The 9412-nt window shown below is 68.2% G+C and carries 9 protein-coding genes; all 9 read left to right on the top strand.

Going from position 1 to position 9412, the window contains the following annotated elements; translation table 11 throughout:
- A partial coding sequence (locus AQJ11_RS28905; RefSeq protein WP_341846295.1) for a carboxymuconolactone decarboxylase family protein occupies positions 1 to 344 on the top strand: 344 nt, incomplete at its 5' end.
- Positions 345 to 833: 489 nt separating this feature from the next.
- A complete protein-coding gene (locus tag AQJ11_RS28900; RefSeq protein WP_079082445.1) occupies positions 834 to 2192 on the top strand; it encodes an MFS transporter in 1359 nt (452 codons plus the stop codon).
- A complete protein-coding gene (locus AQJ11_RS28895; RefSeq protein ID WP_059265112.1) occupies positions 2189 to 2755 on the top strand; it encodes a universal stress protein in 567 nt (188 codons plus the stop codon). The genes AQJ11_RS28900 and AQJ11_RS28895 overlap by 4 nt, the downstream gene beginning before the upstream one ends.
- Positions 2752 to 5070 carry an FdhF/YdeP family oxidoreductase gene (locus tag AQJ11_RS28890; protein ID WP_059265111.1) on the top strand — a complete coding sequence of 773 codons (2319 nt, stop codon included), beginning with the start codon at positions 2752 to 2754 and terminating at the stop codon, positions 5068 to 5070. The genes AQJ11_RS28895 and AQJ11_RS28890 overlap by 4 nt, the downstream gene beginning before the upstream one ends.
- Before the next feature lie 100 nt (positions 5071 to 5170).
- Complete coding sequence (locus AQJ11_RS28885) at positions 5171 to 5794, top strand: acetate uptake transporter (RefSeq protein ID WP_059265110.1); 624 nt, start codon at positions 5171 to 5173, stop codon at positions 5792 to 5794.
- A 103-nt stretch (positions 5795 to 5897) separates the two neighbouring features.
- Positions 5898 to 6872 carry an NAD(P)H-quinone oxidoreductase gene (locus AQJ11_RS28880; protein ID WP_059265268.1) on the top strand — a complete coding sequence of 325 codons (975 nt, stop codon included), beginning with the start codon at positions 5898 to 5900 and terminating at the stop codon, positions 6870 to 6872.
- Between the two features lie 58 nt (positions 6873 to 6930).
- A complete protein-coding gene (locus AQJ11_RS28875; protein WP_244218383.1) occupies positions 6931 to 7977 on the top strand; it encodes an ABC-2 transporter permease in 1047 nt (348 codons plus the stop codon).
- A 37-nt stretch (positions 7978 to 8014) separates the two neighbouring features.
- A complete protein-coding gene (locus AQJ11_RS49330; protein ID WP_159061699.1) occupies positions 8015 to 8404 on the top strand; it encodes a hypothetical protein in 390 nt (129 codons plus the stop codon).
- 489 nt (positions 8405 to 8893) lie between these two features.
- Positions 8894 to 9172, top strand: coding sequence for a hypothetical protein (locus AQJ11_RS52470; RefSeq protein ID WP_159061698.1), 279 nt, complete (start codon positions 8894 to 8896; stop codon positions 9170 to 9172).
- The last annotated feature ends 240 nt before the right edge of the window (positions 9173 to 9412 follow it).

Raw genomic sequence — 9412 nt, 5'->3', positions numbered from 1 at the left:
AGCTCGTGATGACCACGCAGCCCGAGACACCTTCCACGCCGTTGTCGCCGCGCGAGATGGCCCGCGCCTTCACCCCGGCCCTGACCGAGTTGGTGGAGGACCCCCTGTACAGCGAGGTGTGGGCGGATCCCGCTCTCAGCCCCCGGGACCGCAGCATCGCCACCGTCGCCGCGGTCGTGGCGCTCTACCGCCCCGAAGAACTGCCCGCGCAGTTGCGGCGCGCCGTCGACAACGGGGTGACACGGGCCGAACTCGGCGCGCTCATCACACAGATCGCGTTCTACGCGGGCTTCCCCGCGGCCATCAGCGCCTCGGCCATCGCGGCCCGCACCCTCCCGGACTGAGAACACACACCCCGCGTTCCCACGGGCCACCGCCCGCTCCCGTCCTTCCACGCAGGGACCGCATCCGCGTCCCGCGCAGCAGCGGTCCCGATGACGACAGACAAGGGCGGGACGGTTGGCCCGTGGTCCCGGCAACTGGCCCCCTGCCAGGCGCTCCGCTGCCGCGACGGCAGCCGACCGACGTCGTTCAACGTGGAGATGATCGGCAGGAGACCGGTGATCCAACACCACGCCAGCGAGGGATCAGGGACCTGTCGGTCGCGGACAACGGCGACGGCACGTTGACCTACACCAACAAGGTCACCAGTCATCCGGCGATGGATTTCACGGCCTTGAACAGCTTCCCAGCGACTGTCTCCGCGTCGGCCGTCGCGGCACCGACGCTTCCGGACCGACCGCGGCAGGCGGCACGGTACGGGGCCGTCGGCCCTCCTCCGACCCCATTGATTCGACGATCGCGTTCACGTGTTCCACAGAGCAGGAGTCCCGATGACGACAGTGGAGGGCCGGGCGATTTCGCCGCCCCGGCGGTTGGGTCCCTGGCCGGCATTCGGCCTTCAGGCCTCGGTGGTGGTCTTCTTCCTCGCGGGGGCCAGCGCGCCCACCCCGCTCTACGCCACGTACCAGCAGGAGTGGCACTTCTCACCTATCACCACCACAGTGATCTTCGGCGTGTACGCGGTGGCCATCCTGCTGGCGCTCCTCGTCGTCGGCTCGTTGTCGGACCATGTCGGCCGCAGGCCCGTGATCTTCGGTTCGATCGTCGTCCAGACGGCGGCAGTCGTGGTCTTCGCGGCCGCTGACGGCGTTCCCGCTCTGCTGTGCGCCAGGATCCTCCAAGGACTCGCGACGGGCACGGTCGTGGGAGCCGTCGGCGCTGGCATGATCGACATCCGGCGTTCCGCGGGGACCCTCGCCAACGCGGTGACACCGGCTGCCGGGACCGCCGTGGGCGCCCTGGGTTCGGGGCTGCTGGTGACCTACGCTCCGCAGCCGACTCATCTCGTGTACCACATCCTTTTCGGCATCTACGTCCTGCAGGCCGTCGGGGTGGTCCTCATGGCGGAGACGGCGGCCCGCACACCGGGCGCGCTGCGCTCCCTGCGCGTGACCTGGTCGGTGCCGGCGCAGGCGCGCGGCCCGCTGCTGCGGGTCGCTCCGGTCGTCCTGGCCGTCTGGGCCCCGGCGGGGTTCTACGGCTCGCTGGGCCCTGCACTGGTCCGGGGCGTCGTCTCCGGTGAGGGAGCGCTCCTGGGCGGACTGGCGCTGTTCACTCTCACGGCCAGCGGAGCATCGACCGTTCTGGTACTGCGCTCCGCCACACCGCGTACCACCATGCGGATCGGCACCGTGGCCCTGATCGCGGGCGTAGCCCTCACCTTGCTGGCCGTCGCGGCCGGATCGGCGGGGCTGTTCTTCACCGGCACAGCGGTCGCGGGCGTCGGATTCGGAGCCGGCTTCCAGGGGGGCGTACGTACCGTCGTCCCCCTTGCCGAACCGCATCAGAGATCGGGACTGCTGTCCGTGATGTATCTGATCTCGTACCTGGGCTTCGGCCTCCCGACCGTCGTGGCGGGAGTGATCGTCGTGTACGGCGGTGGAGTGGAGAGGGCTGCCTACATCTACGGGATCGCCGTGATGCTTCTCGCGCTGCTGGCTCTCATCAGCACATTCGGGTCCTCTCGGGCCAGAACCCCTGCCGCGCTGGAGGCCGTGTCGGGGCGCGCGCCCGGCACCGGCTCCGCGGCCGTCGATGTGTGCGCCGACGCGTGCCACGCCGGGCCGTCCGGGCAGGGTCCTTCGCCGAAGGCCAACACCCTGGCACACAAGGGAGACGAACACCGATGACGCAAGCCGTGCCCTCTCTCGCACCCCGGATCGTCGTCGGTGTGGATGGCTCCTCGTCCTCGAAACGGGCTCTGGTCTGGGGGCTTTTCATGGCGCGGACGACCGGGAGCGTCCTGGAGGCCGTGACCGCCTGGCAGAACCCCTCTTCCTGGACCGGCGTCGCGGACGACTGGGACCCCGTCGCGGAGGCGCGAGCCATGCTCACAGCCTGTTGCGCCGAGGTGCTCGGTGACGACCAGCCGTCGGATATTCGGCTCACGGTGCTCGAAGGGCCCGCCACGGCCGCTCTCCTTTCTGCCGGCGCGGGGGCGAGGATGCTCATCCTCGGAAGCCGGGGTCACGGCGGGTTCGCGGGGCTCCTGCTGGGTTCGGTCAGCGCCGCGTGTGCAGAGCACGCCGCCTGCCCGACCCTGATCATCCATGGCGACGACCTGCCCCCCGGCCTGACTCTCGCCTCGCTGTCAGAGGTTCACGGGGTGCAGCACCCGGACGACGTCGGAAGCGGTGCGGTTTCTCCCGCCGGTCGGCCCACAATCAAGCCAGGGGAAGAAGGAACACGATGACCACCGACAACGACCACGACACCGGGTCCGCAGACCGGACGCCGCAGCGTCGCCCCTACCCGCATCCCGCCGCCGGATGGGGCGCCGCCAAGAGCGTCGGACAGTTCCTGGTGCGCGAGCACAGTCTGGTGGCCGGCACGCGCGCCATCCAGCGCATGAACCACGAGAACGGCGGGTTCGACTGCCCAGGGTGCGCCTGGCCGGACGACCGTAAGGGCCTGCACCTCGACATTTGTGAGAACGGCATCAAGCACGTCACCTGGGAGATGACCCGTAAACGGGTCGACCGGGAGTTCTTCGCGGCGCACACCGTGACGGAGTTGATGGAGTGGTCGGACTTCGACCTTGAGAACCAGGGCCGGCTGACCGAGCCGATGGCCTACGACGTGGCGAGTGACCGGTACGTGCCCATCGGGTGGGACGAGGCGTTCGCCATGGTCGGTGAGACGCTGCGCGCTCTCGACGACCCGAACCAGGCCGCCTTCTACACGTCGGGACGGTTGAGCAACGAGGGTACGTTCCTGTATCAGTTGCTGGCCCGGGAATTGGGCACGAACAACCTGCCGGACTGCTCCAACATGTGCCATGAGGCGAGCGGACGGGCTCTGCAGGCATCCATCGGAACCGGTAAGGGCACCGTCGACCTGAGCGACTGGGAGTCCGCGGACGCACTGTTCGTCTTCGGCGTGAACGCCGCCTCCAACGCCCCGAGAATGCTGACCTCACTGGCCGAGGCCCACCGGCGCGGGGCACAGATCGTGCACGTCAACCCCATGATCGAGGCGGCCGCAGGCAGCACCATCGTCCCTCACGAGTTCATGGAGATGGCCCGCTTTCGTGCCACCCCTACCAGCACGCTGAATCTTCAACCGCGCATCGGCGGCGACATGGCCCTGCTGCGCGGCATGGCCAAGGCCGTCCTGGATGCCGCACGTGTCGATCCCGCGGCCGTCGACCAGGCCTTCATCGAGCAGCACACCAGCGGCTTCGAGGCCTATCGTGCGGTGTGCGCAGCGACATCGTGGGAGACCATCGAGCGTCAGTGCGGAGTCGGCCGTGACGAGATCGCCAAGGCGGCCGACATCTATCTGGCCTCGGAGCGCACCATCATCAGCTGGTGCCTCGGGCTGACCCAGCACGAACACGGCGTGGACACTGTCCGGGAGATCGTCAACCTCCTTCTGCTGCGCGGAAACCTGGGCCGCGCGGGCGCCGGCCCGTCACCTGTGCGGGGCCACAGCAACGTCCAGGGCAACCGCACCTGCGGCATCGACCACCGGCCCTCTCCCGCGTTCCTCGAACGCCTGGGCGAGGCGTGCGGCTTCACCCCACCCCGAGACCACGGTCTGGACACCGTGGGCACGATCGAGGCCATGAACCGCGGCGAGGTGAAGGTCTTCGTGTGTCTGGGCGGCAACTTCGCCCTGGCGGCCCCCGACACTCCGTACACGTATGCCGGTCTGCAGAACTGCGACCTGACGGTCCAGGTCAGCACCAAGCTGAACCGCAGCCATCTCGTGCACGGCCGCCGAGCACTGATCCTTCCCTGCCTCGGCCGAACCGAGAAGGACCACCAGCGGAGCGGTCTGCAGAGCGTGTCCGTCGAGGACGCGATGAGCATGGTGCACCTGTCCCGCGGAATGAAGCGACCCGCGTCCCCCGCCCTCCGGTCCGAACCGGCGATCATCGCCGGGATGGCCCGCGCCGCACTCCCCGACAGCGCCACCCCCTGGGAGAGCTACGCGGATGACTACGACCGCATCAGGGACACGATGGCCCAGGCCCTGGAGGGGTTCGAGGACTTCAACCAGCGCGTGCGCCAGCCGCTGGGATTCCGTCTCCACCAACCCGCACGCGAACGGGTGTTCCTCACTCCGTCAGGACGTGCAGAATTCTCGCACGCCGAACTGCCCGACGTCCTTCCGGCCACCGGCACGCTGGTCCTGGCCACGATCCGGTCGCACGACCAGTGGAACACCACGATCTACTCCGACAACGACCGGTACCGCGGCATCAAGAATCTCCGCACGCTCGTCTTCATGAACACCGAAGACATGCGGGAGCGCGGAATCCGTGCGTTCGGCCCGGTGGACATCGTCTCCACCGCCAAGGACGGCACCGAACGAGGTCTCAACGGCTTCCTCGCCGTCCCCTACGACATCCCGCAGGGCTGCGCAGCGGGCTACATGCCCGAGATGAACGTGCTGTGCGCCATCGGCGACTACAGCACACAGAGCGACCAGCCCCTCATGAAACACGTCAAGGTCACCATCACTCCGGCCGCAACGGCCGCCGTGCGACCGGATGCGTCCTGACAGGACGCCAGACCTCGCTCCCCGGCGGGGACCGGATCGGAAAGCCACTGCCCCCTCCGCCCCCTATCTCTCAATCCGAACGCACCCTCCGGGAGTCGCCTTGTCCACCCCGTCCCCCCGCGCCCCAGCCGAACCGGCGCCCCTCGGCCTGGCCGCCTTCGGCACGGCGACCTTCATGCTGAGCTTCTTCTACGTCGGCGTCGATCCTGCCCTGACACCCGCCGTGTTCCCTCTCGCTTTCTTCTTCGGAGGTGTCGTCCAACTGATCGCCGGCGCCGCAGAGTTCAGGCAGGGATCCACGTTCGGCGCGACCGCCTTCTGCTCCTACGGCACCTTCTGGATGGCCTACGCCCTGTACGGCCGGTTCGTCGTCGACACCCTGCCGGCGGACGAAGCGCACGTGGCCACCGGCTTGTTCATCCTGCCGTGGGCCGTGCTGACGCTGTACCTGACCGTCGCCACGCTCCGAACGACAGGGGCGCTGCTGGCTCTGTTCACCTCGGCGACCATCACCTTCACCCTCCTGGCCCTGGCGCAGTTCGTGCAGTCCTCCGCCGTGACCCGCGTCGGCGGTGCCTTCGGGTTCGCAACCGCCGCCCTTGCCTGGTACGCGTCGTTCGCGGGCCTCGTCAACAGCACCTGGGGCCGACACCTCATCCCCACCATGCCCGACCCCGGAGCACGTCTGGGGCACCTCGGTCACAAACGGGCACGTCCCGTATAGCTCACGTCCTCCATCGGCGAACGCGAACAGCGCACAGATCAGGCCGCCTGAGCAGCGACAGAACAGCAACTCCGCATATGAGGCAGATGAGATGAACACAATGATGAAGGCCGTTGTCGTGCGGTACCCCGGACCGCCTGACGTCCTGGAGTGGGCCGACGTGGATACGCCGCGGCCCGGGCCCGGCGAAGTCGTCATCGAGATCAGGGCCAGTGGCGTCAACAATGCCGACCTCCTCCAACGCCAGGGGCTTTACCCGGTCCCGCCGGACGACTCGCCTCTCCTGGGTCTGGAGTGCTCGGGAACGATCAGCGCCCTCGGCAGCGAAGTCGACGGCTGGGCTGTCGGGGACGAGGTGTGCGCCCTGCTCAACGGCGGCGGTTACGCCCAGGCCGTTGCCGTGCCTTCGACCCAGCTGTTGGCGAAACCGGCGGAGCTGTCATTCGAGGAAGCGGCCTCCCTGCCAGAAGCTGCCTGCACCGTGTACTCGAACATCGGCATGCTCGCCCGTCTGCAGCCCGGTGAGACGTTTCTGGTCCACGGCGGAACCAGCGGTATCGGAAGCCTGGCCATTCAATGGGCCAAGGCTCTCGGTGCCCACGTGCTGACCACGGCGGGAACACCACACAAGGTGGCCCAGGCCGTTGCGCTCGGAGCCGATGCCGCGATCAACTACCGCGAGGAGGACTTCGCCGCCGCCGTCTCGAAGGCGACGAACGGGCGCGGTGCGGATGTCATTCTGGACATCGTCGGAGCGCCCTATCTGGCCCGCAACATACGCAGCCTGGCCCCAGACGGGCGCATCGTGATGATCGGTGGGGACGTCTCGTCCACGGTCCTCGGCATCGGGGAATTGATGGCGAAACGTGGATCCGTGGCGGCTACGACGTTGAGGTCCCGCAGCCTCGGCCAGAAGGCGGCGATCGTCGATGCGGTGCGTTCGGATCTGTGGCCGATGGTGGCTGACGGCCGGATCCGTCCGGTTGTCGGAAACATCGTGCCCATGGACGAGGCACCGCGGGCCCACCAGCTCCTGGCGGAGGGGAACGTGGTGGGCAAAGTGGTGATGACGGTATGACCCCCCTCGTGATGCCCCTTTCCATCACACCCCCGCAGTGCCCGGGTATGCGGCGGGCGTGGTGACCTGGATGTCGTGGCGCGGGGTTCTGCGCCGCACCGGGCACGTGTTCCGACGCACCGCGCCTGCAATCGTCATCACTGTCCTCGTTGCCGTCGCGGCCGGTCTCTTTGCCGGCTCCTACAGCTTCAACCTCGCCCATCCGACACCGCACCGCGTACCGGTGGGGACACTGGAGCGCGACCACGTCAACGAGCGGTTCATCACCGCCTGGGACGACCGCCTCAACACAGAACTGACCGTGCGCGTCTACCCGGACGAAGCCTCCGCGCTGCGCGCCGTCGATGCCCAAGAAGTCTTCGCACTGGTGCGGAACAAGACGGGTTCGGACCGTGATGTGGCTCTGCAACTGGTCCCCGCCGCGGGTGCCTCTGTGGCCCGCGTCCTGCAGCAACAGGCTCCCGCTGCCGCTCAAGCGGTCGGTGTGTCGCTGCACACCACCGAACTGCGTCCCTTGCAGGCAGGGGACCCCCAGGGCCTCGCCATCTTCTACATCACCCTGGCGGCGGTCGTTCTCGGTTTCATCGGTGCCGCCCAGCTGAGCGCGCACGCCGGTCAGCTGCGCCTCCATGAGAGGGTCCTGGCCATCGCCTGCTACTCGGCGCTCGGCGCCCTGGCGATCTGCGCGGTCGTCGACTGGATGCTGCACGTCCTCGACCTGCCTGCCGTCGAGTCATGGGCGATCCTTGCCTTCACGATGTTCACGTGCGGGCTGGTGTTCACCGCGTTCCACGTACTCGTCGGCCGATGGGCGATCCTCCCGACCTGGCTCCTGCTGGTCATGGTCGGCAATCCGGCCTCGGGCGGAGCCGTGTCGCCGGCGTTGTTGCCCGAACCGACGCGATCGCTGGGCCGCTGGTTGCCCCCTGGGGCGTCGGTCAGTGCCCAGCACACAGCCGTCTACTTCAACGACCACCAGTACGTCACGCCTTTTCTGACCCTGGCAGTGTGGTGCACAGCTGCGGCCACGACCGCCTGGGTCTGGCGCCGGAGACGCTATCCCGCCCCCTCTACCAAAGGGACTCAAGCCAGGCATACCGGATGATCCATCGAGTCGAGGGTGGAGAAGGAGGAGTGCTGTAGTGGCCGACACCAACGAGCACGGCCCCGGATCCGCAGGTGACACCCCGATCAAGCGGGCAGCGGGTGCGAGAGCAGCGCTCGGCGTTCCTGCGGGCCGACTGAAGGCGGATCCGCGAGAGAAGGAGATCGCCCGGCTCGGAGCCGCAAACGCCAAGCCCCGCAGCGAGTTGGGCAAAGCCCGCACCGTCATTGAAGTGCGGGGAAGACTCTCAGTGCTGTTGGATCGACTCCCCACGGGCAACGACGAGACGGACGGGCGCGAAGCGGTGACGGCCACCACCACGCTGCCGCAGCCGGCAGTGGAAGGGGTCTTCGAGGCCGCCCGCGCCGAGGCCCTGGAACCGCCGCCGTCCCTGCCCGGTCGGACCGAGCCGGGCGACATCGTGTAGGCAGCACCGCGCAAGTCTCCCGCCCCGGCGCGGCCGAAGCGGGAGCGCCAGCGGCATCCGCGGGCCCTGACGGCGGTCGAGGAAGTTGTGTTGCGGCCGAGCGAGTTCGTCGACACGGCGCCTGCCGAGATCTGCGTGGCGCTGCCCGACCGAGCGTCTACCTGCGCCCGGAGGCGACGCTGTACCGGATCCTGCGCAAGCGCGGCAACGAGGTCCGTGAACGGCGCCGGAAGGTCATGCATCCGCCGCGAAAGAAACCCGAGCTGATGGCCACCGCACCGAACCGGGTGTGGTCGTGCCGAGCAGCCCCGTCTCAAACGTGCCGAGGCTCGGGATGGGCTCTGTATGCCTGTCCCGAGCGGGCACCCTCGCCGGGCTGTGGTCGGTCATGTGACGGACACCGGCTCAAGGCCGGCACGGCCATCGCGGTCATCCGCGGCGGTGCACTGGCGTGCCACTCACCGGCCGACGCCTGTCGCACTCCGGTCAGTGATCGTCCCAGTGGTCGCCGTGCGCAGCGTGCCGATGTCCGTCATGCACATAGTCGACGTGGTCGCCGTGCGGCACGGCCACGTGCCCGCAGCCCTTGTGGTGTTCGTGCGGATGCTCGCCATGCGGTTCATGCCCGTCCTTCGTGCACTCGTGCGTCTGTTCGCCCACGGTCCGATGGAAATGACCGTCGTGTGCGTAGTCGACGTGTCCCTCATGAATGAAGGACATATGACCGCATCCTTCGCCGTGTGTGTGGTCAGCATGTTCGTGCGTTGAAGCCATGTCGTACCTTCCGTGTGCCGCGGATAAACGCACCGCGAGGTGGAGCCCGATGAGAACCCAAGCGAAAAGGCGGCTACCGGGTGTGCGACCGTTGCTGAGCCGCCGCATACCCGGCATGATCGGACTGTGCCGCACCAGACTGCGCAGCTGCCCGGTATTGTCGTATCGGTCCTGTTCGTGACCAGAGGTCCAGCCGGTCTGCCGGTCACGGGGACCGCACGTCACTTGTCGGCG

This window comes from Streptomyces corchorusii, assembly GCF_001514055.1.
GTDB classification, from domain to species: domain Bacteria; phylum Actinomycetota; class Actinomycetes; order Streptomycetales; family Streptomycetaceae; genus Streptomyces; species Streptomyces olivaceoviridis.
The sequence above is the reverse complement of the archived record's forward strand: the minus strand, read 5'-3'. Positions and strand labels throughout refer to the sequence as shown.